This is a genomic window from Cognaticolwellia mytili, assembly GCF_002104475.1.
GTDB lineage: Bacteria > Pseudomonadota > Gammaproteobacteria > Enterobacterales > Alteromonadaceae > Cognaticolwellia > Cognaticolwellia mytili.
This window is the reverse complement of sequence record NZ_NBOF01000001.1, coordinates 157,260-181,156: the sequence shown is the minus strand read 5'-3', so window position 1 is coordinate 181,156 and position 23,897 is coordinate 157,260. Positions and strand designations below refer to the sequence as shown.

Here is a 23,897-nt window from a genome sequence, read left to right as displayed (position 1 = left end):
TACTTGAACGCTTATTCAAATAAGAGTATCTTGAATAAACATTCAAGATAGAGATAACATCATGACCGATAACTTATTCCAACCTTTTGCGTTGAACAGTATTATTACTTTAAACAATCGTATTTTAATGGCGCCACTAACACGCTGTATGGCTGATAATGAGTTAGTACCAACACCAGCCATGGCAGAATATTATGGCCGCAGAGCAGATGCAGGCTTGATCATATCTGAAGCCGTTATTATTCGACCTGACGGACAAGGCTACCCAAATACGCCAGGGTTATTTACCCAAGCACAAATTACTGGTTGGAAAGCAGTTACAGAAAGAGTTCATGGCAACGGTGGTAAAATTTTTGCTCAACTTTGGCATACTGGCCGAGTTGCACACCCACACTTTTTTGAGCAAGGCGATGTCCTTGCGCCATCAGCAATTGCTGTTGAAGGCAGCGTTCCTAGAATGCGTGAATTAACTTACCAAGTGCCAAAAGCAGTTACTCAAACTGATATTGATGGCCTAATTAATGACTATGCACAAGCTGCTGCCAATGCTATTGAAGCGGGGTTTGATGGTGTAGAAATTCACGGTGCCAATGGTTATCTTATCGATCAGTTTTTACATTTTGACAGTAACAAACGTCAAGATGAATACGGCGAAACGCCAGAAAATATGGCACGTTTTCCATTAGCGGTAGTAGACGCCATCATTGAGCGTATTGGCAATGACAGAACCGCTTTACGTGTTACACCAGGCGCTTATTTTAATATGGCAACAGATGCCAATGACCGAGAAGTATTTGACTATTTATTACCAGAGCTAGAAAAACGCCAATTAGCATTTTTACATATCGGTATATTTGATGATGCGATGGAGTTCGATTATCTTGGCGGCACAGCATCTAGCTACGTTAGAGCAAACTACAACAATACTTTGGTTGGCGTCGGCAGTTATACCGCTGAAACTGCCAGTAAAGCCATTGAAAATGATAACTTCAACTTAATTGCCATTGGTCGACCGTTTATTGCCAACCCAGATTACGTTGAAAAAATTCGTAAAGGTGAAGAAATAACACCTTATTCTGAAGAAATGTTAGCAAGTTTAGTTTAATAACTCGTTCAATAGCGCAAAGAAAAAAGGTCGATATGAATATTCATATCGACCTTTTTAAATAATAAATTCTGGTTTTATTCGTAAGAGCGCTCTAACCAAGCAATTTGCATTTTTAAATCTGCAATTTCATCATTGGCATCAGTTAATTGCTGTTCAATCGTTTTTGACATATCCATAGCTTGCTCGCTAGGCTCAATTGCTTTTACAGTTTCTTCGTGAGACATAATACTCTCCTAATTAACGTTACAACAACTGTATTATTACACAACAACTTTCATTTTACCTTATAAATTTAAATTTAAATTTCACTTCGAAACTTATTAACTATAAAAAGAAAGGAAACGAAACATAAAATTAACAACAAATACGTTTGAAACAGTAAAATCTTACCATACTGAAAGTTTTCACACTTAAACTCAAAATATAGATTTCAATTTATGTTGAATTCACTGCTATCTATCCCCATTTATCAAAAACACTTCGTAAAAATAACCTGTTATGCGATTATTAAAATCTACTAAAGTTACTAATCTTCACACGAATATTGACAACAACTTCACCCGCAAAGCCACGCGTGCCATTGTAATGAAAGGTGAAGATATTCTTTTACTTTTTACCGAGCGTTATCACGATTATAGTTTGCCTGGTGGTGGTATAGATGAAGGCGAAGATAATATTACGGGTTTAGTTCGTGAATTGCGTGAAGAAACCGGTGCCCATAATGTCAGTAATATTAAAGCGTTCGGCTGTTATGAGGAGTATCGAAATTGGTATAAACCTGGTTTCGATGTAGTTCATATGCTGTCATATTGCTATACCTGCGATATTGACGCGAAATTACTAGCACCTGAACTTGAACCTCATGAATTGCAAAATGGTATGAAACCACTTTGGCATAATATTCACGATGCAATAGCACACAACGAGTCGGTTATTCGTAATAGTGCCAAAAAAGGCTTATCAATTGAAAGAGAAACATTTCTGTTGAAATTGATTGTAGAGGAGCTATTGTAACTAAAGTAATTGTAATATTTTTATATAATTCGAACAATATGTTGCTTTATTCTTCGCTGAACAAATGAATTTGTATAAGCTGGACATAAAGTCTTTACATGATAATAGTTCTTATTTAAAGTTGAGGAAATCTAAGTATTAGGATGATGCGAGTAAGCTATTTACTTGCAATAATGGATGAATAACAAACAAATCTCCCCACTGAGCTTAATTGAACTAATTGAGTCGCAGCGTTATGGCGTAGAATATCAACCTATTGTCGACTTAAAATCTAAAGATATTATGGCCTACGAATGTTTAGCAAGGTTCGCAGATAAAGATAATAATAACATTCCGCCAGATGTAATTTATGCGGCTTTACATGATAGTCCGCTCAGCCTTTTCCAAGTGGAATACCAACAAAAATTGCTACAACTAGACCATGCCCCCACTAAAAGCGATATATTTGTCAATTTAGATCAAGACTCTTATTTCTCTACTGGCGAAGACAATGAAAAGAACCCATTCCTAAGACTGTTTAAGAGCTTTAAAAGTGCCAACATTGTGGTTGAACTAATAGAAAATTCAGAAATTAACGATGCGATTAAAAGCTTGGCAATGATTGATACTTTATCAAAAAGCAATATTAATACTGCCATCGACGATGTTTGTAACCCGCTTTCGATGATCTCAACCTCTGTAATTCAGCTAGTTGATTATATAAAACTAGACAAACATGTAGTGGCTGAGAAACACAATACCGACTTTATGTTATTAGTTGAAGCTTTGATCCGTTATGCTCACAGTGCTGGCAAAAAAGTGATTTTAGAAGGGATAGAAACAGAGGCTGACATTATTTTTGCTCGCAAAATAAATGTCGATTACGTTCAAGGCTTCATCTTTAAAAAATGGTTTCATTACTATAAGTAACAGTGAAATACGAGTAAGTAAGCTACTTATAAGAACATAAGAATAATTCATCACAAAATATTCTTAGTCAGGAGGTTTACTTGCCAATCATTGATGCTAGCAAGTATCTACCCAAGCTACTTGCTACAAAATTTAGTCAGTAGACACTCAAAATTAATGGTTACAAGGACTAAAACAACAGTAAGAACGTTTATTGCGCACTGAGTATTTTTTAAGTAAAGCTCAGTGCTCGATATCTTCGGTAGTTTATCGTGGTAAATAGTACATCATCACAAGACAAAAAATCACAATGCCCCAAAACGCTTTTTGAAAAAAACTCCAGCGCGCTTTCCCTTCGGGATGATTTTCAGCCAGTGCCATACCGCAATTAGCACAGTTTTTAAGTGTTTTGTCATTTTTGCTTTGACAAAACAAGCAGGTAATTTTTTCGTGAGACATGATAACCCCTTTTACTGATTTGTTAGCTGATGATAAAGTTGCGGCAACCTAACGGGTAACTGCTCAGGTCGTAAAATAACGGTATAGCCGTTACTTCCAAAAATATAAGGTAGGTAACTTTGCGCTTCTTGGTCAACCGTTATGCAAAACGGTTTGATACCAAACTTAGCCGCTTCTTTTATTGCTTGATGTGTATCTTCAATACCAAAACGCCCTTCGTAATGATCGATATCATTTGGCTTGCCATCAGTTAGTATTAATAACAGCTTTTGTGAGCTTTTTTGCTCAACCAAAATTTTAGTCGCTTGACGAATAGCAGCGCCCATTCGAGTATAAAAGCCAGGGCGAATAGCTTGCACACGACCACGAATAATATCATCGTACTTTTCGTTAAAGTTTTTTAATAATGAAAAGCGAACATTGCTACGTTTTACCGAAGAAAAACCATACATAGCAAAGCTATCACCAACACTATGTAATGCTTCGCCGAACAGCAACATAGAATCTTGTACAACATCGATAACACGGTTATTGTCATCTAAATAAGAGTCTGTCGACATCGATAAATCGGCCAATAACAAACTTGAAATGTCGCGATTATTACCACGAAAACTTCGGTATAAACCTCTTTCTTTGGTCGGTGATATTTTCGATTCTATATGAAAATCAAGCCAAGCCGATAAGTCTAACTCTTCCCCCTGCTCTTCACCTTTTAGCCAATATCTAACACTACGTAATTGCTCAAATTGCGCTTGAATTGTTTTTGCCGTTTTTTGTAATTTAGCCGGCAGTGGTTTAGCTGCCGCATCTTTTGGCAGCATCGGGTGTAATAAACAACGGTCTTCCTCTAATCGCTGCTTTTTATAGTTCCATTCCGGTATTTTAATGCCTTCACCTAAAGGAATATCGTCTTCAGATGCTGACGGCAAATCCATATCAATTTTAATACGAGCACTTTTTTGGCTTTGCTCTTTTGAAACAGTAATTTTATCTAAATCTTCAGCAACGCGTTGATTATCTTCATCATCGTCGTCACTATCATCGGTACCACGGTCAAGCTTAGAAAACTCACTCCACGAAAACATGGTCTCAAGGCGAAAGATCATCATGCCATCTTTTTCATCACCTGAGTCTACGCGCTCTGCTTTTTTACGACTGGTATCGCTTTTTTTCGCTTTACCTAATTCTGCCGCTTCAACGTCCTCATCATCTTCATAATCTGGTAATACTTGTGGATCGACTTGTGCTGACGGGTATAACCATAAATAGACCGCTTGTGGGGCGTAATTTACCATGGGGAATTCTTGCACTGAACCAGGATTAACGATGGCTTTAATGATAGCTTCTTCCATCATACGTTCTGACTTTGGTCGTTTAGAATGATCTGCACGACTATTAACAAAAGCAGCAGCTAAACGGTCATAACGCTGTTTCAATGCAGGATAACGAGCAAGTACATCAACAACCAACTGTTGATTATCAATCGCCCAATGACGGAACTTGCCATTATGCTGTGCAGCCAATACCGCTAGCCAAATATAAAGGTCGTGATTTAATTCTACGGTAGGAAAAACTGCTAAGGTTTCTGGCAGTCGTAAACTATCTTCGTCTTGCCATGCTAGGCTAATTTGTTGGTTTTCACCGGCAATTTTTTGAAGGAAACTACGACGGACAATATAGTCACGATCACTTGCTGCTTCAACGCGTTTAATCGCATCACCGCCTAACGCGCGAAATACCATCCCAACGGCATGGCCTATTTCAGAAAACTGTACTGCCGCATCAGTATATTCAGTGCTAGCTTTACGTGTTATATATTTGTGCCAAAGACCGCCAACCCACTCTTCCATTTTGCTCTTCCTAAAAAGATTACTACATGATTCACTTAACTTTTATATGCTAGCAAAAATGTTAAAGGCGTATTGTGATGTATGTCAAATTACTTGGTAATGAGAAGTACTTAAATTGCTATTAAAGTAATACCTATGCTTAAGTTAAAACAGCCCTGTAACTATTTTTCATCTCCAGTTTCACGTTCAGCTTCTTGCTCTACTTTGTCTTTTGGTACAGTAAGATCAGGTAAGTTGGCGCTACCAATACTTTGCAGTACTAAGCCCATCATAAAACAGAAAAATGAAATCGAGCCAAAAAACGCTTTCATTACTTTATCTTCACTGTCAGTTAAAGACAGTAAATATCCCGCACATACAAGAGCGACAATAATGCTAATAATTCCAACAATTTTAGCAAAGCGTTGCAATATGTGTTTATTTTTACGTTGTGTTAGTTGCTCTTCAATCAAACGATTCTCCAATTTATCCAGTTATGGTTATTCAGGCTTTATCTGAAAAAAAATAAAGCCGTGATATCACTACCACGGCTTTATACAAAGTAGCATAATTTTCATTCAATAAGCTGAATGAAGTTTATTGCTTACGCTGCTTTCTTTTCTGTAACGAAGAAGCTGTAAAGATAAGCAACAAGACCTAATAAGAATACAACACCGGCGATTTCACGCAACCAGTAGAAAATAGCTAATTTGTCTTGTGTCGCCATAAAGCTTAGTGCTTCACCACTTTCAGGTAAACGTTGTAACCAAACTTGTAGTACACCAGCACCTGTTAGGAATAAAGTAATAAATACCATACCTACAGTCATTAGCCAAAAGCCCCACATTTCAACCACTTGCGCTCTATTGCAATTTGCTTCACCAACACCACGTAACTTAGGCATAGCATATGACATTATCGTCATAACAATCATTGCGTATGCGCCGTAGAATGCCATGTGACCATGAGCGGCAGTAATTTGTGTACCATGAGTATAATAGTTCACAGGAGCAAGTGTATGTAGGAAACCCCATACGCCAGCACCTAAGAATGCCATTACTGATGTACCAAGCGCCCATAATGTAGCCGCTTTATTTGGGTGTTCACGACGACGACGGTTAACCATATTAAAGGCATATAATACCATCGCGAAGAAAGGTAACGGTTCGATTGCAGAGAAAATTGAACCAACCCACTGCCAATATGCAGGCGTCATTAACCAGTAAAAATGATGGCCAGTACCTAAGATACCTGAGATTAACGCCATAGCAATAATCACATATAACCATTTCTCAATAACTTCACGGTCAACACCGGTAACTTTGATTAATACGAATGCTAAGATTGCACCCATAATTAATTCCCATACACCTTCCACCCATAAATGAACAACGAACCACCAGAAGTACTTATCAAGTGCTAAGTTGGTTGGGTTATAGAAAGCAAATAAGAAGAATACAGCCAAACCAATTAAACCAGTCATCATTACCATATTGATAGCTGTTTTACGGCCTTTCAAGATAGTCATACCAAGGTTATATAAGAAACCTAACGCTACAACTACAATACCAATTTTAGTAATGGTTGGTTGCTCAAGGAATTCACGCCCCATGGTTGGCCACAAGTCATTGCCTGTGATGTGCGCCAACGTCGCATAAGGGACAAGTAAGTAACCTAAGATTGTTGCTACACCAGCAGCAGCAAATATCCAGAATAAAGCAATCGCTAATTTAGGACTGTGCAATTCAGTTTCAGCTTCTTCAGGTACTAAGTAATACGCAGCACCCATAAAGCCGAAGAGTAACCATACAATTAGCAAGTTGGTATGAACCATACGTGCTACGTTGAAAGGTATTAAGCCACCGACGATATCGCCAACAACATATTGTAAACCCATCAGTAAACCAAATAGTATTTGGCCTACAAACAAGATCATAGCAAAAACAAAATAAGGTTTTGCAACGGCTTGTGATTGATATTTAAGAGTATTCACGCCATTATCCTTCTATGTTTGGTGGCCAGTTATTATCGTCCATCTCTGAAGTCCACTTAAGGAACTCAGCTAAATCATCAATTTCTTGATCATTTAAGTTGAACTGTGGCATTTGGCGACGACCTGGAATATTTAATGGTTGAGCTTTCATCCAACCGCTGAAGAATGCTTTAAAACCAGCTTCCCCACCACGACGGTCATAAACATTAGCAAGTTCAGGAGCAAAATAAGCACCTTCACCAATCAATGTATGACAACCGATACAGTTGTTGTCTTCCCATAGTGCTTTCCCGCGCACTACAGACTCAGTGATATTTTCTCGATGATCCCGTTTGGGCATCTCTTTTGTTGTGTGGAAAGTCAAAGCAAGAAATATTAAGAAGAAGAAGATACTTCCACCGTAATAAATATTTCGAGCCATGCCTTTTGTAAAACGCTCTGACATGGTGTTTCCCTTATTAGAAATAATGTAATAAAGCAAATTAATGATAGGACAAGATCACCATACTCACCTTGATAAGAATCAAGTTTTTGAGGATGTGTAACAAATAAATTCAAAAAAAAATTGAACTTGCTTAAAAATAGACCGTTATAAATTCCAGAACCACTAATTTAACGACTACAACACTAAAACCATATTTTAAATAGGGTTTTAGTGTTGTAGTAATAAGTTTATTATGGTGGTACTGGTACTGTTGGAAAGGAACATCTGCGTTATAACGACATCATCATATACGACCTCAAATAAACCTGATTTAGCGTATAGTCTATAAAATAAGAGGTGCTAACAAACTCTGAGAAAAATTCACTCTATTTGTCAACTATGGTGTAAAAGTTAACGAATGATAGAGGCTGAAATATGAACGCATAAAAAGTAATATCAATTTACTTTTTTGTGGTAACTCTAGTTTGCTATTTGACATCTGAATAATTAAATATAAATAAGCGTGATGATCAATGGTACTACAATAACGTAAGAAAGCATGATATTGCGCCAAAGGCTAGGCGCGTGCTTTAGCTCCATAAATACATCAACTATTTGCTGGCCTTTTAAGGCAATAATCAACATAACTATCGCAATAAACAGCACAGAATTCAAAGTAGCATATTGAAAATACTGGCCAATAGCAACAGAAGCCATAGTCAATATAATCAACCAACCCCAACTAAGTGCATAGCGCTGCCAAAATTTCATCATTTACTTAACACCTAATTATTACAATCATTAGTAAAATAATATTGCTCGTTGTTAGTGACTTTTAAGTGATCAAATGACATATATTAGTGGAAAAAGAATAATCCACAACAAGTCAACCATATGCCAATAACACGCCCCTGATTCAAAACCTGAAAATTCACTTTCCGAACTTGAATCATTATATTTACCTTGATAAGCATTTTTAGCCATGTATACCAAGATCACCATGCCGAGCAGAATATGCATAAAATGGAAGGCTGTTATTAAAAAATACAAGGTGAAAAAGGTATTAGTTTCTATATCAATACCTTGCTCAAACAATGATTCATATTCCCACAGTTTGATTACAATATAGACTGCAGCAAAAACCAAAGCGAGTATTAATCGAAAGACCGCTTGTCGGTCGTTCCGAACTCGCATTGAATGTAAGGAGATAGCCACAAAATAACTACTGGTAATTAAAGCAATAGTATTGATCAGACCTGCCACTTTATGTAGTTGAGCCTTACCTTCGGCAAACATCACAAGGTTAAGGTTTTCCGCGATGGCAAAACCAATAAAAAAGATAGCAAATACTGTGAGTTCAGCCAAAATAAAAAACCACATGGCTAAGTCGCCAGGCAGTTTTTTCAGATTACTCTTTGAGGAAGCTGTTGGTTCATTAGTAGAAGCACCCAGCGCTTGCTGCAGGTTATCAGGCATCAAAGTAAATTTTCGCCACTTCCATAATTGAATTTACAGTTTGTATATCATCAGATAATGGCTCAGCTAAACAACAACGACACACTTCAATAGGATCCATACCTGAAGACATCATTTTTGCCGCGTAAATAAGTAAACGTGTTGAGGCAACTTCTTCAAGATCATTTTCTTCTAATCGACGTAGAGCTTGTGCCAATTCTACCAATTTACTAGCAATATTTGGTTCTACACCCGTTTCTTTAATAATGATGTCTTGCTCAACTTGGCGTTCAGGATAATCAAAACGTAACGCAATAAAGCGCTGTCGAGTACTGGGCTTCATACCCTTAAATAAGTTCTGATAACCTGGATTATATGATACCACCAACATAAAACCAGGTGCGGCCTCAATTAACTCGCCAGTTCTTTCTAATGGTAAAATACGACGATCATCCGCTAAGGGATGTAAAACGACTGTCGTGTCTTTTCGTGCTTCAACTACTTCGTCTAAATAACAAATACCACCTTCGCGTACTGCTTTCGTTAATGGGCCATCTTGCCAGTAAGTGCCTTCAGGCCCGACAAGATGACGCCCAACTAAGTCTGCAGCGGTTAAATCATCGTGACAAGCAACGGTATACAGCGGTTTATTTAATTTTTCTGCCATATGGGCGACAAAACGCGTTTTACCACAGCCCGTAGGTCCTTTAATAAGCACGGGTAATTGATGGCCATAAGCATACTCAAAAAGAGCAACTTCATTGTCTTGCTCTTGATAAAATAATGCACCATCACTTGTTTCATCTATCGAATTTAAATTTACAGTAGTCATAATTTCCTATTTGCACGCTTTCACTTAAGAATAACGAAAGTATCAATAAAAAGTGATTTTGTTGGTACTAGAATATGCCTGTAAAGTACGCTCATTTTTCTATGATGGCAATCAACAATGTAATGAGAATGAATAGTGTTTGATTCCGATCAATCAAGCCGGAAAATTTAGTTCACTTGTGAGTAATATCACTTAATTACAACATTAGGTATTATTTTTCTACAACAGTAATGATACCAGTCATTTTTGGATGAGGACCGCACTCATAAGGAAATTTACCTGTATCCTTAAATGTTCGCTGATAGCTTTCGCCAGGGAAGAAATAGTCGGGTTCTTCAGTATCAAACTGTTTAAACCAAACATTATGATACTGTCGCTTTTCAATATTTTTCCAAATGATGGTATCGCCCTGCTCTATTATGACTTCTGCCGGCCTAAACTTCTTTTTGTAAACCTCTACAATAACTTCTTTGGCATAAGCAGAACTAAAAGTGCCTAAAAACAAGCACAGTAGAATAAATACACGCATATTATCTTTCCTTTTGATAAATCCATTAACTTACTTAGTTATGGTAACTATTAATCCAAACTATTGCATCGTTTAGATTATTAAAGTGACTTAATCCACTCGTTAATACACATTGAGTAAAACAACAATCATAAAAGCTCTAAAGCAATACATTTAAGGTCTGAATTTGTCTAAGTCATTAGCAAAGAAAATAGGACCTTTATAAGATTGCTCAGTCTGCTGTGTTGTTACCTTTTCTTTGCCTAAAGTGCGATTCATTCGATGAGAAATCACTAACTTTTTAACTTTAGCTTTTTGTGCAATACGGCCAATTTGCGACGGAGTCATATGTAAATGAGTTGCTACACCACTTGCTGTTTCAGGAACAGCATTGTGCATAACCAAAATATCGCTATTTAATGCAAGCGTTTCCAAGGTTTGATATTGATTGTTCATATCCCCTGAGAACGTAATAGCACAGCCCGCTATATCAACCCGCCAAGCCACAGCAGCAATAGGGCCATGATGAACAGGAATTGTACTTAATATCAGGTCTTTACCAACAGGAAAATGACTTACTGCTTTTAAACCCAATGCTATATCTTTGGTTTTCAGTTTAAAAGCGCTGCGTTGTTCAGGCTCGAGGTAATTTGATAAGTAGGCATACGCACCTTTGTTGCCGAATAAACGCGAAACAAATTGTGTCGTCGACGGCATCAATGCATTTCCCTCTGGTCCCAATATAGTAAGGTCATCTTCTCGGTCACTAAAGAAAGCACCTTTAACAAAAGCGGGTAAGTCAGCACTATGATCTACATGTAAATGTGTCAACATAATAGCGCTAATATCTTCTAAACGCGCATTCGCTTGGCCAAAATTAACATTTGCGCCTGAACCCAGATCAACTAAAGCTCTTGCCTTCCCGTCTAACCAAATAAGGTAACTGCTTGAAGCTCGACCATCATCTAACTCGGGTCCGCCAGAGCCCAGTACTTGCAGTGTCACCCTATCTTGATTACAAACAGAATTTGCCATCACAAACGGTGAGAATACCAACGACAAGGCTAGGCCTTTTATGATGTTTTTTAACACTTTTCTTCTCCTGCTTAACAAAATCAACAACAATTCATTTATGATATACCACTTATAAGTAGCGACAAAGATTGTTCGTCTTAGCTTGGATTTTATATGGAAGGTTACTCCACGATTTCTTTGATTTGGTTCATCGAAAAATTAATGCTTTCATATACACATAACCCGCTTTAAATACGATGCTTTATACATATTATTAATACTTCACATTCGTAACACAGTAAGGACAACTCATGCAAAGTAAGTACTATCTAACAAAAATTTACTGTGGAAAAGTAAAGAAACGTTATGGTATTGAAACCGCGATAGACAAGCAACCAGTTACCACTAACCTTTATTTATCAATCGAAGGATTAGCGGGTGATGAATGTGCTGATAAAATTCATCATGGCGGACTAGACCGCGCATTGCACCAATATCCGTCTGAGCACTATGCTTATTGGCAGGATAAGTACGGTGCTAACAGTATGATAAGTAATGCTGATAACGATAATAAGCAAACTGCGGGTATGGGTGAAAACCTGAGTTCGATTGGTATGACAGAACTTACGGTCTGCTTGGGTGATCGCTATCAATGGGGTGAGGCTATCATCGAGGTTAGTCAGCCACGCTCGCCTTGCTTTAAACTAAATAAACGTTGGGATATAGAAAATTTATCAATCGACATGCAAGGCGTTAGCCGCTGTGGCTGGTTATACCGTGTTATTCAACCAGGAACAGTAAGTGTCGACGAACCGTTGAAATTAATTACACGTGTTACCCATGCGATGACCATTGCTGAAGTATGCGAGATATTTTTTGGTGATCCGCTAAACTATGAAAAGTTGCGGGTATTGAAACAGCAAAGTACGCTATCCGACAGTTGGATGGATAAAGTCAAACAACGTTTAGCAACTAATGAAATCGAAAATTGGAATTTTAGATTATTTGATCACACTTAAACCGCATACTCCTTACAAATAAGCATTATGTCATCGTTACTTAAGGCTTCTTTGGTTAAGCCACATACAATACCGTCACTTGTCTGTTGATTAAATTTACAATGCTGACAGACTCCAAAAGCCGTGCGACCTGTCGCCTGCTGGTAGTTATTTAATACTTTTTTAAGTAAGGTTTTCGTTTCAAACTCTTCATCAACAGACAAACTCGTTATAGCATCAGTAAATTTCTGTGGTGGGCAAGTTTTCATCAAAAATTCGCGCCCTGCTTTAGTCACTTTCAAATGGGTAATGCGTTTATCTTTTTTGTCTTTTACTTTAATAATTAAGGCATTGCTTTCCAGAATTTTTAACGATTGCGATACCGTGCCTTTAGTCAAACCTAAAAACTCAGTTACCGCCAGCATGGTGTCTGAATAGCGGTTACAAGTCGAGAGATAATACAAAGCTTCTTGCTGAACAGGTTGTAACCCTAAGCTTTGCCCCTCAAGTCGCGTTTCTTGCCTTAATAAATTAGCCAAACGCTCGATTAAATTAAATAGTTCATCATTCATACCACAATAGTATCGAGTCAAAACATATTTGACAAGTGAAGATTTACTATGTTCAAATAAAATAGTTTCGAGTCGAAACATTTATCAAAAAATAAATAACAGTTAATAATTTATACAAAGGATACATTATGAAAGCTTCACATTTACTTATCGCTACAACCCTAAGCACAACATTGTTAGCAACAAATAGTTATGCGCACAATAAACATCATGGCCACATTCAAGCACTAGTTTCAAAAAAGGTTACAACTGAATTTGACATTGTTCATGCTAAAGTTGTTACTCAAGGTAGCCACTTAATATTTCAACAAGCTGTTACTGGCAAAGTTGGTGATAAGCAACCCCAGAAAAATGGCCAGTTAGCCGGTGCTGAGGTATATAGCTATGTATGGCCAACATCACTCAATAGTTCAGCCGTTGGTTTTGAAGCGGATCAAGGTATTTTATCTTTAGCCTTAACCGTACATCCTGACTTTGACGACACGCCTTTATATGACGAAGACGGTGATGGCAACAAAACCAATGACGGTGACAAATGGCATAGTCATTGGGTAGTGCTAGTGCCTGATAATGCCTGTGGTGAAGGCGCTTTAAAAGTTAAAGATATTGCGCAAGGAAGCTCACCTAAACTACCAGTAACTTGGCCGAACTTACCACTTTTCATTGACAGCCCTGGTTTTGACTTCTCTTTAGAACAATCAGAAGTTTTAGTGCGCGTACCATTATCTGCGCTTGGCTTTCCAGAAAGTTTTTCTTTTGATGGCGTCACTGCAGGATTAAAAATAAACCAGCAAGTACACGCACCTTTATTATGTGTTACCGATGTATTTGATGTCGCATCAGGTGATCTAAGCTTATCCGGCAAAAGCCAATAAACATTGGTGCTAGGAGTAATTATTATGCAAATTCATGTTTACGACACCCATGTGTATACCCAAACCACTTGAAGATGTAGCTTCAGAACTAAGCTAGGGAATCAGCGCAAGGCGCAGCATGAAGATAATGGTTATTCCCTTATCAAGTGCTGCAACGCTGAACTGTTTTTCTAGCTTATCTCCCTTCGGGCAAGGCGATAAAGGGTCATCTCCAGCGTTATTGATTTAGACAATAGAATAACTATTCTCTTCAATCAATGCCTTGGTGCTAACCCTTTTTCGTCTTGCTGAATCCTGCATCTTCAAATGGCTTGGGTATTTACCACTTCGGGTCAATATATCCATTTTGATGTTTTGGTCAGTAATGAAAACGTTAAACAGGTCGATAGATATGCCGAACAATATCTCGCAAGCTTGGGTGTAAAAGTAGATAATATTAAGCAAAGTCGCTGTGATTTTTGTCATAGCGAAATAGCAAATCCTGAGGTGCAGCAGAATATTGCTAACCACGGGCATAGTATTATTCGCTTATAACTTACACAAAACTAAATAAAACTTTTGGGAGTCACACAATGACCAAGAACATAAGCTGTGATGCCCATGATTATTTTGAAATTGTCTGTATGCGCCGTAGCCAAATCAAGGTTACGGCTAAAGACAACAAATACGGTTAAGTGATGTAAAACAACTTGAGGCAATAGGAAACAGTGTTGCTCAGCATAATTTTTCGATCACATGGTAACGTTTGATATCAAAAAAAACGCATCTCAGTTGTACTTATTTTAAAATTCGGTCGCTTGAGGCCGTGATTTTGATCAACTAGATTCCGATCTTACAAATGGTAAAAATAGAACTTAGCAAAAGCCGGTAACTAAGTGCGCTAAGCGGAAGTTAGTGCACTGTTATGTCTAACGCCTGCTTTAAGCTCATTGCTGCCGTTGATATTTTTTACACTAACTATGGTTGGCAGCTAAAAACGTTATGAACTTTCTGTCACAGCAATAATTAAATCAGGCTTTATCGCTAAGTTGATTTGAAGGCTAATCTAAGTTGATTTTGAGGTTTGATGGTTTGCATCAATAGACATAGAGAGACTAAAGCGACCCCTACCCAACCAATGACTTTAAATCTTTCACCAATAATGAAAACAGCTAAAATAGTTGCAACCAATGGTTCAATTAGGGTTATTAATGTCGCTTTACTTGCATCTATATAATTCAAGCCAAAACCAAATAATAAGTACCCTAAAAACATTGGTATTATTGCCATATACAAAGATACCAAAGCATTAGTTGAGTTTGAAAATAAGTTATCACCCGTAAACCATAATGAGGGGAGTAACAATAGTGCAGCACAACCGAACAGTCCTGACATGGATGATTTTGAATGAACGCCACTTTCAATCAAACGCCTTGCTGCCCATGAATAACCAGCATAAGCTAGTCCAGCAATACAACCCAATAGAATGCCTAAACTCTGTTGATTAATGCTATAAGCAATATTATTACTCTGGTCTCTGCCTAAAGTTAACAGAGCAATACCTATAGCCCCAACGACAAAGCTCAATATCCATTGCAGGGATATGTTCTTTTTACTAATTAGACGTTCAAGGACTGCTGCAAAAAAAGGGGCTGTAGCTATAGAGACTACAGTACCGATGGCAACACCAGATAAACGCATTGAGGTATAAAAGGCTAATGGATATATAGCGACAGAAGCGGCACCTAAAAGTAATACCTTAGGTTGTTCGAGCATCAGCTTATAATCTATAAGCAGCTTTTTTCGAGCTGTGATCACAAGTAAGACTCCACCTATTCCCATAGAAAACGCACCAATTGCCAAAGAGCTTACATTAGGTGAGTAGCTTGCTGCCGTGCCTGTTGTTCCCCATATAAAGCTAGCAATGATAATAGCAATAACACCTTTAAAACTTCCGTGATGATTTTCCATAATGAAACCTAAAAATGATAACTTCAATACAGAAATAGTATGCTATTTACAAATGTCGTTTTTAACAATTAAGACGCAATCGTTAACAATTCAGACTACGTTTACTTTTTAAACTTAGTAGGTGATAGGCCAAAGTATTGTGAAAACTTACGGCTAAAAGCTGATGGTTCTTTATAACCTACTTTTTCACCAATAATTGGTAACGGGTAATCTGTATGCGTTAGTAAAGCTTGGGCTTTTTCCATCCGAAGTTTTGTTACGTACTTCATCACCGTCAGGCTTGTTTGTTGCTTAAATAGTTTTTTAAACTGCGTCTCACTTAAAAAAGCAGATTCAGCCAAGCGTTTGATTTGCAGTTGCTCAGCAATATTTTGCTCTATGAAAGATATTGCTTTACCAATACGATTATCTACTTTTGGTAATAAAGTTTGCTCTGCAAGCAGTAAACTAAACATTTCAAACATCGCCTGCTCTAATTGAGCATTAACTTTGTTTTCTAGTTGGCTTTCGATAAAAGTTAAGTAACTTCTAAGGGACGGGTTAATCGCAAAAACAATACAGTGAGAAGATGAAATATTTTTGGGGAGGTTTTCTATATCTACAACTACAAACCTAGCTTCAGTATCAGCAGTAAACAAGTGCTCTTCGTTGGCTTTAACTACAACACATTCACTCGGTGCAACCTTACCATTGAAATTACCAACACATATATTTATAACACCACGCAAGGGTAAAACCAATTGATTAAAACTATGTGAGTGACTAGCTGGTTTTGTACTATAAGAGCGAATGGATAATAGATTTTTCATAATAATAGAAAATGTGTGGCCTTACTTCACCCTGATTCTGGTTATACATGTTAGAGCAATTGATAATAAAGTGAAGTGTTAGTTTTTACTGGTACTTTATTTTAAAGTATCTATGACCGCTTTGGTGGCGTAGATGCCAGTTCTCAAATGTAGAACTGGCACATTATTAAGAATCGATACTTTCTGAAATCTCAAGAGCATCATCAACCTCTATCCCTAAATACCTGACAGTGCTTTCAAGCTTTCGATGACCTAGCAACAATTGGCACGCTCGTAAGTTTTTAGTTTTTTTGTATATCAATGATGGCTTCGTTCTTCTCATCGTATGAGTCCCATATTGGGTTTGATCTAAACCAATCATGGAAACCCAAGCATCAACAATTCTTCCATACTGACGTGTTGATAGGTGTTCTGATGAATGAATTCGAGATTTGAATAAATAATCATTTGAACTTAGTTGAAAATTTGTAATTAAAGTTTGAACTGAATTACGAGTGTTTTCGGTAAGTTCAAATTGAACGGGTAATCCTGTCTTTTGTTGAACAATAATAGCTCTCGACTGAATAGTTTTTCCGTGAGCAATATCTCTTATTTTTAGAGTTACTAAATCGCATCCTCTTAATTTACTATCGATAGCAAGGTTAAAAAGTGCAAGATCTCTTATATTATTTACTAATTCTAGCCTGATTCGGATAGCCCAAATTTGTTGAAGCTTAAGCGGTAATTTTTGCCCAACAATTTTGTTTTTATTCCAAGGTTCGGTTGGTTTATAAACGGTTAAAGTAAACATGATAGATCTCCGTTATTAATGGAGAACTAAGTATGGTCGATTGTGAGATTCAAGCTCATTGCTGCCGGTGTCGCAGCTCAACCGAATAGCACAAGTCGGACACTTTCTACTTTAGGATAATCATTGAAAAAGCATAACAATGCGAATCAGAAGTTAGCAGCAAGCACTCACCAGTAGCTTGCACTCCTGCTGGCTGCGTTGAAGTTGAAGGTGCGCTCTATTTACTCAACGAGAGTTCAACCACTTCTTTTTTTGCGGAAACCTGAATAGTCATCAAAAGCTGCGTCTGATCAATATCAGTTAGATAATCGACATTGTCACCTACCTCTCCTAGAATTTTAAAATCGTCGTTATTAAGATCGTAGGACCACAATTGATTATCATCGTTGATATCATAGATTATATTGTTTTTAATCACGAAGGATCTGGATTTACCGCCCTGTTTGTTTAATGCTTTAATTTGCTGAGGCTCAACAGGGCCGGGTTTCCAAAATTGACCCATGTGATCGTAAAGTATCAATCGACCATCCTCACTTTTAAGTGTCCAGAACACAAACTTATCGCTTACTTCTCTGAAGTCTGACTTATTTAAGTCGAACTCCACAATTTTTATTATCCCTTCGATCCTTACTGCCATTAATGCACTATTGTTTTTACTTTCCCATTGGTAGAGTTGACTCACCGGATGTTCCATTGGAAAGGTTTTTTGAGTTGAATCTAGAAATACCTGTGTAAGCACGTTGTTGGCATTGACTAAAAGGCTTTTACCATCTTCCGCCCAATCGATTCCATTGATATAAGTATCCAGTGGGAAATTAGTGAGCTTTTGTGAATCTTTCCCATCACTTACCCAAAGCTGCTCTTCGCCTGAACGTTCTGACAAGAAAGCAATTAGCTTACCTCCAGGTTGAAAAAGTGCATAGTCCTCTCCAAGATTTGTGCGTTCAAATATTGCATAGTTAGTTGGCTGATTCGACGAGGACAACTTCGATTGGGACGATTCGGGTTGAGATTGGCTAGTTTGTGTCTCAGAACGATGTGTTTGCAGTCCTATCCCAGTGATTTCATTCAGCGGTACTTTCACAATATCACTATCATAGGGTCCCTTTAGCATGAGTAACTTTTTACCGCTTGGATGAAATTCAGGTTGCGTCATTCTGTCGCCAAAGGGAGAATTGATTTTGGTGACCTTACCTTCATAGGAAAGCGTAAAGAGTTGTCTGCCCGTGCTAAAGAAAAGCTGTTTGTTTAAAGGATCAAAATTAGGGTAGAGAGAGCGGAATTTCGATATTTCCGGTAGGCGCTCAATCGGGTGGCTGGATAAAAGTTTACCATCAGGACTGATGAGTTCGATATATTGCTTACCATCTTTATGAATACGAGCCACAGCGATCAAGTCATCCGCGACCGAATAAGCATAATCGATTACACTCCCGTCGTTGGGAACATATAAGTCAGTGCTTTTATTCAAGCTTGGTGAATAATTAATTAACTTCCAACCGTTTGAATCTCTTTGTTTCAGGGTAATACTGCCGTCATTTAACCAGGAGGGTTTCTTTAGGATTGAGTTTTTACACTTCAGTATTACGCTTGGCTGTTGAGGGCTTTTAAGCGATTTATCAAAGTCTAAACTCACCAAATCGTAGCAATCTCTTTGGGTAACAGGCTGGTTACAAGGTTGGGTTGCTAAAAATACCAATTTCTTGCCATCTTTAGAAAAACTATGACGACCATAAGCCCCCCAATCATTGGTCAGCTGGATTTCTTTTTGAGTGCTTATGTTTTTGGCCCATATTTTATTCACGCATAACTTATCTAAATAACGATGAAAAACAATGTAGTTTCCGTCAGGTGTATAGGTCGCATCAAATTCTTTGTCGTCAGTGGCGGTAAGCACGCGTAACTTATCAAAAGTTAATTGTGGCGTTTGTTTGGGAGTTAGATTCTGATAGCCAATAATAGCTAGAATAATGCCCCCAGCGACCATAGAAATCAGTTTTAAAGCCACTCGCGATGGCGCAGAATGCTGAGCTGAATCTGGGGCAGTGCTGTCTTTAACCTGAGAGTCGTCGACTGTATCTTCTTGGGAGCTGTGGTTGCTTGTAAAAGCATCGCTTGTAACATCAGTGCTTGTCGAATTGATATTGTTCTGCCATCGAACTTCAACCTCCAGGCTATAACCTTGTTTAGGGTGGGTTTTAATAAAGGACAGGTTGCCCTCACCCAGTGCTTTTCTTAATTGAGCGATGCTTCTATGCAATGTATTTGGTGTCACCACAGTATCAGGCCACACTTCTGATAATAATTCATCATGGCTAACAACTTTATTAGCGTTTTTGGCTAGGTAAGTTAATACAGCCAATGCTTTAGGTGGAATCGTCTGTGAGTGCATTTTCTGGGTGATTTGATTTCGAGTTAAATCAATAAAAAAATCACCGACCCAATACTGCGTGTCCATGTGTTTGTTTTCCATGATGAATGTTGACGTTTAAGAGTCAATTAAAACAAGAGGGTCACCTTAGCATGAAGTCTAATTTTTGCTAAGCCTTACTTTGTTACTGAAGCTGAAAGGATATCCACTGTCACTAATATGTTAAATAACCTCAACTCGGTTTACTGAATGTCATAATATATTGATAATCAAAATTTTTAATAAATCCGGTATCTCCAATGATGTTAGTTAAGTGGATATCAAGGCGTTTATGTATCCGAATAGCGAGCTATTTGGCACATCAACAACGTAGATAGGCGCTTAACTAGCTTTATTGGATGACGATGCTTAAGCCGAGTTGAGGTTAAATAATATGGAGTAAGAAGCTTTAGCTCACGCAATTTCAGAATAGACCCTTAGTAAAATGGGGTGCTAATCTGACGCTGTCGGAAAAATTAAAGCAGGCGATATAACTGCAATCAAAAACGTCCTTATCGCCGTCAGAACAAAATCATCTAAAAGTCATAAGAACGTCAGGTATTTTAAAGTCGGTTAGCTTAAATTGACTCTTCAATCACATTAAAGCAATAGAAAGCGACTTCAATATGGAAGTTAAATAACTCGTTGATTTGAAAACAGGAAACAATATGAAAATCTACTCAATGCAAAAACTACATTTTATTTTAATACTTGTATTCGCCATATTTTTAAGTGCCTGCACTACAAAACAAGTATCAAAAAACAATGATTCACCAATTATAGAAAAAACACATGGGGTAACTCCTGAAGTCTCCGCGCCCAGTATGGAATCTACAGAGCGCAGTGAGCCGGCAGTTACCTTAGGCGAAATATCTTCACTTAAGTCAAAAGTGTTAAACAAAACTATTCCACTATCAATCCATTTACCTGCTAACTACGATAGTTCAAGGAAAACCTATCCCGTACTCTATATGTTGGGTTCAGATTACCGAGCTAGGTTCGCCATGTTAGCTTCTACACTAGACTACATGGGCGAAGGACAAATTCCTGAGATGATACTTGTTGGAATAGATTTACCCGAAGGAAATAGTATTTTGTTGCCAACAAGGAAAAATCAAGACACAACAATTCCGGATAATTATATTAACTTTTTTGAGACAGAGCTGATACCGCACGTTGATAGTACATACCGTACTGCTCCATTCAGAGTCCTTTTTGGCGGCTCTAACAGTGGCTTTTTCACTGTTTACACGCTACTCAATAACCCCCTTTTGTTTAATAGCTATTTTGCAAGCAGCCCATCCCTTATGATTATACCGGAAGTGCTTCAACAAAAAATAAAATCAGGTCCGTTAAAAACGCTTTCGGAAAACAGGTTTCTACACATCATTTACAGCGATGATGAAGGGTTAACAAATCACGTTTCTGAATTCACTCGCGTTTTAGCAGACCATAAACCAGAGAGTTTTACCTATAAAGTGGATGAACTGGTGAATCAAGGTCACGTACCAGCGATGGATTTCACACAGTTTCTTTTTGCGTTGTATCCTGACTACAATCCCTTCAATTTCCGTGAAAACCTGGAATCGTTAGATAAAGTGACACAACATTTCGATAGGTTATCAAAACGATACGGGTATGAAATCCAGACACCTATATCGGTCCTATTTGACCTTGGTTTTGTCACTACAAGAAGTAAGAATTTAATTGCCGCAGAAGAAATCTTTCAATATTCCTTAAAAGTGTATCCCGACGGGAAGTACTCTTATCTCGGAATGGGTCTTGTACGCCAAACTCAAGGGCAGCTTGAAAATGCTAAGGCCATGTACGAAAAAGCACTGACAATTGATCCAGATTTTTCGCTTGCTAAACGGTGGCTGCAAAGACTATAGAACCTATTATCCGTCGAATAGTGAGAACCTTGCTCTAGTAGGCTATTTGTATACACCTAGACTTTTTGTGTGTATGAATGGCTATCCACACTACGTAATTCTCCCATTGAACGGTCGGAAATATTAGCCATTTTATATAAACCGTAATTGGTACCATTAGCTAAGATAGAAGAAAAAATAAAAAGGACATCAGGTATAAAATCTAGCCACCCACCCAAACAAAAAATCATACTGGCTTGCTAAAGCAAAAAGTACTGAAAGTTACACAATTATTTGAATGACCGCTTTGGTGGCATTTTTGCCAGTCATTCTATCCGATTAATTGGCAATATCTATGGTTAAACAATATATTTATATCTGTGTAGAACGTCCGCTATCGTATCAAAGTGATCATTAGAAACGATGGTTTGGGTTCATGAAAAGCGTCGGCTTTGTGGCAACATTAGACCTAACTAACTGTAGGATTAAGTTAGAACCAGTATCAGTTTTTAGTCATTACCCCTTATTCCCCCTTTAACATTTTTGACAATTTAACAATTGAATGTGTAATTTCTTTTTCATTAATCGCACCAAACCCAAAACGAATATGGCTAGGAGCAACTAACTCATCTGTATAAAATGTATTCGAGGTAGAATCTTCGCTGTGTAGCGTTTTAAATTCCTGTCCTTTAACAAGCTTCGATATGTCGAGCCATATCGCCATTCCTCCCGTAGGTAAAGTAAATGAAACTTTATTGCCAAATATTCGGATAAATTCTTTAGCAGCAAAGTTTCTTCTCGCTTCATATTGTTTTCTTGTTTTACGGATATGTCTTCTTACCTCCCCTGATTCCATTAAATCTGATATAACATGTTCAGTGACAATATTGCCCTGTCTGTCGATAAGTACAATCTCTTGTGCTGCTCTTTCTATAAATACCTTATCGGCAGCGATATAGCCTAGCCTTAAGCCCGGTGCAAAAACCTTTGACATAGAACCTATATGAATAACATTCTCTGAATTCGGCAGGCTTATCAGCGGTGGAATCGGATTAGCTTCATAGTGAAACTCGTGATCATAATCATCTTCTATTACGGCAAATTTATGGCGTTTAGACAATTCCAATAACGTTAACCTTCTATCCATAGTCAAGCATACCGTTGTTGGATATTGATGATGGGGAGTAATATAAACACCGGCTACTTTATTGCTAAGCAATAACTCTTGTAAATGGTCAACGTTTAAACCTTTCTCATCGAGCTTACATTTCAATATTTTAAAACCATTAGACTCAAATGCAGCTCGTGCTGGTGAGTAGCATAACTCTTCCATCACAATAGCCCCTTTACTTGGGTCTAATACTCTTGAAGCCAAATATATACCCATTTGGCTTCCTCTCACTATGCATACTTGCTCAGTAGAACAGTTCATAAACCTATCTTCAGATAGCATTTTTTTCACCGAATTACGTAACTCTATTGTTCCACGAGGATCACCATAACCAAGGTTTGAATGACGACCTAAGTTAAGACAAACTCGGCGATAAGCTTTTGCTAGCAACTGGTAAGGAATTAGCCGTGTATCGGGAGTACCATCATTGCTAACAGCCATATCACCATAGGAATCAAGAGCGCCTTGATAAAGTGTTTCAATTAACTCAGAAGACGATTTAGTTTTATATTTTTGATTGGTCAGACTCGCATTTTTAGCGGTAAGCCCTTGCTCTGGTAGCACTCTTGATACAAAAGTGCCAGATCTTGGTTTTGTTTCCAACCATCCTTGTGATTCGAGTTCCTCATAAACCTGTTGTATCGTTTTCCTATTCACTTTTAACTGACTTGCTAAAGAACGTGTTCCGGGCAACATACTGCCGGGGTTCAGTCGACCATCTTTAATGTCTGTTGTTAGCTTATTCAAAAGTTTTGAATGTAAGGTTTTACCTGGGCTATCTTCTAACCAAAACTGTACTTCCCATGGTCTTAACATACCACCCTTCACTTGACCCATCTGGACCACAACACTTAGCAAAACTGGATGTTATCACAGGTCCAGATTAACGCTAAATTATATCTCTAGTTAAAAATAAGTAAGGATATA

The 23,897-nt window shown here is 37.8% G+C and carries 25 protein-coding genes; 8 read left to right on the top strand and 17 right to left on the bottom strand.

The genetic code is table 11. The features are described 5' to 3' along the window. The first annotated feature begins 61 nt into the window (after positions 1-61). Positions 62-1,105 carry an alkene reductase gene (locus B7C41_RS00705; protein ID WP_085296843.1) on the top strand — a complete coding sequence of 348 codons (1,044 nt, stop codon included), beginning with the start codon at positions 62-64 and terminating at the stop codon, positions 1,103-1,105. Positions 1,106-1,182: 77 nt separating this feature from the next. Here B7C41_RS00705 and B7C41_RS20220 read toward each other — a convergent pair whose 3' ends face one another. Continuing rightward, positions 1,183-1,332: a hypothetical protein gene (locus B7C41_RS20220; protein WP_169712423.1), complete on the bottom strand. Its 150-nt coding sequence runs from the start codon at positions 1,330-1,332 to the stop codon at positions 1,183-1,185. A gap of 274 nt (positions 1,333-1,606) precedes the next feature. Between B7C41_RS20220 and B7C41_RS00700 the strand changes: the two genes are divergently transcribed. After that, positions 1,607-2,122 carry an NUDIX hydrolase gene (locus tag B7C41_RS00700; RefSeq protein ID WP_085296842.1) on the top strand — a complete coding sequence of 172 codons (516 nt, stop codon included), beginning with the start codon at positions 1,607-1,609 and terminating at the stop codon, positions 2,120-2,122. A gap of 177 nt (positions 2,123-2,299) precedes the next feature. Continuing rightward, positions 2,300-3,031 (top strand): EAL domain-containing protein, encoded by a 732-nt coding sequence (locus B7C41_RS00695; protein WP_085296841.1) that lies wholly within the window; start codon positions 2,300-2,302, stop codon positions 3,029-3,031. A gap of 246 nt (positions 3,032-3,277) precedes the next feature. Here B7C41_RS00695 and B7C41_RS00690 read toward each other — a convergent pair whose 3' ends face one another. The 10 genes from B7C41_RS00690 to B7C41_RS00645 form a co-directional block, all read right to left on the bottom strand. Continuing rightward, on the bottom strand, positions 3,278-3,469 hold the full coding sequence (locus tag B7C41_RS00690) for a hypothetical protein (RefSeq protein WP_085296840.1): 192 nt from the start codon (positions 3,467-3,469) through the stop codon (positions 3,278-3,280). Positions 3,470-3,480: 11 nt separating this feature from the next. Further along, a complete protein-coding gene (locus tag B7C41_RS00685) occupies positions 3,481-5,319 on the bottom strand; it encodes a nitric oxide reductase activation protein NorD (RefSeq protein WP_085296839.1) in 1,839 nt (612 codons plus the stop codon). A gap of 161 nt (positions 5,320-5,480) precedes the next feature. After that, complete coding sequence (locus B7C41_RS00680) at positions 5,481-5,771, bottom strand: hypothetical protein (protein ID WP_085296838.1); 291 nt, start codon at positions 5,769-5,771, stop codon at positions 5,481-5,483. A gap of 131 nt (positions 5,772-5,902) precedes the next feature. Beyond that, complete coding sequence (locus tag B7C41_RS00675; RefSeq protein WP_085296837.1) at positions 5,903-7,291, bottom strand: cbb3-type cytochrome c oxidase subunit I; 1,389 nt, start codon at positions 7,289-7,291, stop codon at positions 5,903-5,905. Between the two features lie 4 nt (positions 7,292-7,295). Then, on the bottom strand, positions 7,296-7,736 hold the full coding sequence (locus B7C41_RS00670) for a c-type cytochrome (protein ID WP_085296836.1): 441 nt from the start codon (positions 7,734-7,736) through the stop codon (positions 7,296-7,298). 486 nt (positions 7,737-8,222) lie between these two features. Further along, entirely contained in the window at positions 8,223-8,489 is a 267-nt protein-coding gene (locus B7C41_RS00665; RefSeq protein ID WP_085296835.1) for a cytochrome C oxidase subunit IV family protein, read from the bottom strand. A 69-nt stretch (positions 8,490-8,558) separates the two neighbouring features. Further along, the gene (locus B7C41_RS00660) at positions 8,559-9,191 is read right to left on the bottom strand and encodes a cytochrome c oxidase subunit 3 family protein (RefSeq protein WP_235839568.1); all 633 of its coding nucleotides are present in this window, start codon (positions 9,189-9,191) and stop codon (positions 8,559-8,561) included. Further along, a complete protein-coding gene (locus B7C41_RS00655) occupies positions 9,184-10,002 on the bottom strand; it encodes a CbbQ/NirQ/NorQ/GpvN family protein (RefSeq protein WP_085296834.1) in 819 nt (272 codons plus the stop codon). The genes B7C41_RS00660 and B7C41_RS00655 overlap by 8 nt, the downstream gene beginning before the upstream one ends. 211 nt (positions 10,003-10,213) lie before the next feature. Beyond that, entirely contained in the window at positions 10,214-10,531 is a 318-nt protein-coding gene (locus tag B7C41_RS00650; RefSeq protein ID WP_085296833.1) for a cupredoxin domain-containing protein, read from the bottom strand. A 153-nt stretch (positions 10,532-10,684) separates the two neighbouring features. Beyond that, a complete protein-coding gene (locus B7C41_RS00645) occupies positions 10,685-11,602 on the bottom strand; it encodes an MBL fold metallo-hydrolase (RefSeq protein ID WP_235839567.1) in 918 nt (305 codons plus the stop codon). Between the two features lie 233 nt (positions 11,603-11,835). On the opposite strand from B7C41_RS00645, the gene B7C41_RS00640 reads away from it, so the two are divergent. After that, positions 11,836-12,543 (top strand): MOSC domain-containing protein, encoded by a 708-nt coding sequence (locus tag B7C41_RS00640; protein ID WP_085296832.1) that lies wholly within the window; start codon positions 11,836-11,838, stop codon positions 12,541-12,543. Here B7C41_RS00640 and B7C41_RS00635 read toward each other — a convergent pair. Next, the gene (locus B7C41_RS00635) at positions 12,540-13,094 is read right to left on the bottom strand and encodes a MarR family winged helix-turn-helix transcriptional regulator (RefSeq protein ID WP_085297657.1); all 555 of its coding nucleotides are present in this window, start codon (positions 13,092-13,094) and stop codon (positions 12,540-12,542) included. The genes B7C41_RS00640 and B7C41_RS00635 overlap by 4 nt on opposite strands. Positions 13,095-13,222: 128 nt before the next feature. Here B7C41_RS00635 and B7C41_RS00630 point away from each other — a divergent pair, with 128 nt between their 5' ends. From B7C41_RS00630 to B7C41_RS20555, 3 genes are all read left to right on the top strand, one after another. Further along, positions 13,223-13,969, top strand: a complete 747-nt coding sequence (locus tag B7C41_RS00630; protein WP_085296831.1) for a hypothetical protein — start codon at positions 13,223-13,225, stop codon at positions 13,967-13,969. A gap of 306 nt (positions 13,970-14,275) precedes the next feature. Next, positions 14,276-14,503, top strand: coding sequence for a DUF2024 family protein (locus B7C41_RS00625; RefSeq protein ID WP_085296830.1), 228 nt, complete (start codon positions 14,276-14,278; stop codon positions 14,501-14,503). Between the two features lie 38 nt (positions 14,504-14,541). Beyond that, positions 14,542-14,643 carry a Rho-binding antiterminator gene (locus B7C41_RS20555; protein WP_211279474.1) on the top strand — a complete coding sequence of 34 codons (102 nt, stop codon included), beginning with the start codon at positions 14,542-14,544 and terminating at the stop codon, positions 14,641-14,643. Positions 14,644-14,992: 349 nt separating this feature from the next. Here B7C41_RS20555 and B7C41_RS00615 read toward each other — a convergent pair whose 3' ends face one another. From B7C41_RS00615 to B7C41_RS00600, 4 genes are all read right to left on the bottom strand, one after another. Beyond that, positions 14,993-15,919, bottom strand: a complete 927-nt coding sequence (locus B7C41_RS00615) for a DMT family transporter (protein WP_085296829.1) — start codon at positions 15,917-15,919, stop codon at positions 14,993-14,995. 101 nt (positions 15,920-16,020) lie between these two features. After that, positions 16,021-16,728 carry a helix-turn-helix domain-containing protein gene (locus tag B7C41_RS00610; RefSeq protein WP_085296828.1) on the bottom strand — a complete coding sequence of 236 codons (708 nt, stop codon included), beginning with the start codon at positions 16,726-16,728 and terminating at the stop codon, positions 16,021-16,023. Positions 16,729-16,894: 166 nt separating this feature from the next. Then, complete coding sequence (locus B7C41_RS00605) at positions 16,895-17,518, bottom strand: tyrosine-type recombinase/integrase (protein WP_085296827.1); 624 nt, start codon at positions 17,516-17,518, stop codon at positions 16,895-16,897. 217 nt (positions 17,519-17,735) lie between these two features. Further along, positions 17,736-19,976 carry a winged helix-turn-helix domain-containing protein gene (locus B7C41_RS00600; protein WP_085296826.1) on the bottom strand — a complete coding sequence of 747 codons (2,241 nt, stop codon included), beginning with the start codon at positions 19,974-19,976 and terminating at the stop codon, positions 17,736-17,738. A 620-nt stretch (positions 19,977-20,596) separates the two neighbouring features. Between B7C41_RS00600 and B7C41_RS00595 the strand changes: the two genes are divergently transcribed. Continuing rightward, positions 20,597-21,820 (top strand): alpha/beta hydrolase-fold protein, encoded by a 1,224-nt coding sequence (locus B7C41_RS00595; protein WP_085296825.1) that lies wholly within the window; start codon positions 20,597-20,599, stop codon positions 21,818-21,820. Positions 21,821-22,322: 502 nt separating this feature from the next. Here the strand turns inward: B7C41_RS00595 and pdxR are convergent. Then, positions 22,323-23,786, bottom strand: coding sequence for a MocR-like pyridoxine biosynthesis transcription factor PdxR (gene pdxR, locus B7C41_RS00590; protein WP_085297656.1), 1,464 nt, complete (start codon positions 23,784-23,786; stop codon positions 22,323-22,325). Positions 23,787-23,897: the final 111 nt, after the last annotated feature.

Excerpts from the sequence above, each read along its gene's own strand:
- B7C41_RS00665 (WP_085296835.1), bottom strand. The coding sequence starts at position 8,489 with ATGATGAAATTTTGGCAGCGCTATGCACTTAGTTGGGGTTGGTTGATT.
- B7C41_RS00650 (WP_085296833.1), bottom strand. The coding sequence starts at position 10,531 with ATGCGTGTATTTATTCTACTGTGCTTGTTTTTAGGCACTTTTAGTTCT.
- B7C41_RS00700 (WP_085296842.1), top strand. The coding sequence starts at position 1,607 with ATGCGATTATTAAAATCTACTAAAGTTACTAATCTTCACACGAATATT.
- B7C41_RS20220 (WP_169712423.1), bottom strand. The coding sequence starts at position 1,332 with ATGTCTCACGAAGAAACTGTAAAAGCAATTGAGCCTAGCGAGCAAGCT.
- B7C41_RS00635 (WP_085297657.1), bottom strand. The coding sequence starts at position 13,094 with ATGAATGATGAACTATTTAATTTAATCGAGCGTTTGGCTAATTTATTA.
- B7C41_RS00610 (WP_085296828.1), bottom strand. The coding sequence starts at position 16,728 with ATGAAAAATCTATTATCCATTCGCTCTTATAGTACAAAACCAGCTAGT.
- B7C41_RS00615 (WP_085296829.1), bottom strand. The coding sequence starts at position 15,919 with ATGGAAAATCATCACGGAAGTTTTAAAGGTGTTATTGCTATTATCATT.
- B7C41_RS00690 (WP_085296840.1), bottom strand. The coding sequence starts at position 3,469 with ATGTCTCACGAAAAAATTACCTGCTTGTTTTGTCAAAGCAAAAATGAC.
- B7C41_RS00640 (WP_085296832.1), top strand. The coding sequence starts at position 11,836 with ATGCAAAGTAAGTACTATCTAACAAAAATTTACTGTGGAAAAGTAAAG.
- B7C41_RS00660 (WP_235839568.1), bottom strand. The coding sequence starts at position 9,191 with ATGCCTGATAACCTGCAGCAAGCGCTGGGTGCTTCTACTAATGAACCA.
- B7C41_RS00695 (WP_085296841.1), top strand. The coding sequence starts at position 2,300 with ATGAATAACAAACAAATCTCCCCACTGAGCTTAATTGAACTAATTGAG.
- B7C41_RS00655 (WP_085296834.1), bottom strand. The coding sequence starts at position 10,002 with ATGACTACTGTAAATTTAAATTCGATAGATGAAACAAGTGATGGTGCA.
- B7C41_RS20555 (WP_211279474.1), top strand. The coding sequence starts at position 14,542 with ATGACCAAGAACATAAGCTGTGATGCCCATGATTATTTTGAAATTGTC.
- B7C41_RS00705 (WP_085296843.1), top strand. The coding sequence starts at position 62 with ATGACCGATAACTTATTCCAACCTTTTGCGTTGAACAGTATTATTACT.
- B7C41_RS00630 (WP_085296831.1), top strand. The coding sequence starts at position 13,223 with ATGAAAGCTTCACATTTACTTATCGCTACAACCCTAAGCACAACATTG.
- B7C41_RS00605 (WP_085296827.1), bottom strand. The coding sequence starts at position 17,518 with ATGTTTACTTTAACCGTTTATAAACCAACCGAACCTTGGAATAAAAAC.
- B7C41_RS00685 (WP_085296839.1), bottom strand. The coding sequence starts at position 5,319 with ATGGAAGAGTGGGTTGGCGGTCTTTGGCACAAATATATAACACGTAAA.
- pdxR (WP_085297656.1), bottom strand. The coding sequence starts at position 23,786 with ATGTTAAGACCATGGGAAGTACAGTTTTGGTTAGAAGATAGCCCAGGT.
- B7C41_RS00625 (WP_085296830.1), top strand. The coding sequence starts at position 14,276 with ATGGCTTGGGTATTTACCACTTCGGGTCAATATATCCATTTTGATGTT.
- B7C41_RS00600 (WP_085296826.1), bottom strand. The coding sequence starts at position 19,976 with ATGGACACGCAGTATTGGGTCGGTGATTTTTTTATTGATTTAACTCGA.
- B7C41_RS00595 (WP_085296825.1), top strand. The coding sequence starts at position 20,597 with ATGAAAATCTACTCAATGCAAAAACTACATTTTATTTTAATACTTGTA.
- B7C41_RS00670 (WP_085296836.1), bottom strand. The coding sequence starts at position 7,736 with ATGTCAGAGCGTTTTACAAAAGGCATGGCTCGAAATATTTATTACGGT.